This window comes from Maribellus luteus, assembly GCF_003576475.1.
Taxonomy (GTDB): Bacteria; Bacteroidota; Bacteroidia; order Bacteroidales; family Prolixibacteraceae; genus Draconibacterium; species Draconibacterium luteum.
Genome location: NZ_QWGR01000093.1, coordinates 1 through 689, shown reverse-complemented (window position 1 = coordinate 689; position 689 = coordinate 1). Strand labels below are relative to the sequence as shown.

1 protein-coding gene is annotated in these 689 nt (G+C 64.2%); it reads right to left on the bottom strand.

Features of this window, described 5'->3' with window-relative positions; genetic code table 11:
- Nucleotides 1-689 (bottom strand): dioxygenase family protein (locus D1614_RS28075; protein ID WP_119440487.1); only part of this gene is annotated, 689 nt, incomplete at both ends.

Genomic DNA, 689 nt, shown 5'->3' with positions numbered 1-689 from the left:
AAGTCGTCCCAGATCAGCGGATCGCCTTCGATGTTGAATTGCGTCGTCAGCTTGCGGTGGCCGTCGCTCGTGACGAAGAAGTGCACATGCGCCGGCCGGTTGCCGTGGCGGGCCAGTCCGTTCAGCAGTTGCTGCGTGGCGCCGTGCGGCGGGCAGCCGTAGCCCACCGGCATGAGCGTGCGGAATTCATATTGGCCATCGGCGCCAGTCCTGACCGCGCCGCGCAGGTTGAACGGGCTTTGCGCACCGGTCGGATCGAAATGCGAATAGAAGCCGTTCGAGTTTGCGTGCCAGCACTCGACCACGGCACCGGCCACGGGCTTGCCCTCCGGCCCTGTCACCGTGCCGTGAATGACCAGCGGGCCTGCGGCCGGGTCCGGATCAATGTCGATCCCAGATACGCTATCGCGCACCGTTGCGCCCGCCACGTACAGCGGGCCTTCGATCGTGCGCGGCGTGCCGCCATTGAGACCAAGCGCTTCGTCGGCCGCGTCCATGCGGATATCGAGATACTTTTCCAGGCCCACGCCGGCCGCCAGCAATGCCGCCTCGCCGTCCTGGCCGAGTTTGTTCAGGTAGTTGATGCCTGCCCAGACTTCATCCGGCGTGATATCAAGATCGTCGATGGCCTTGAATAGGTCAGCCAGCAATCGATGCGTAATCTGCTTCAGGCGGGCGTTGCCCTCCTT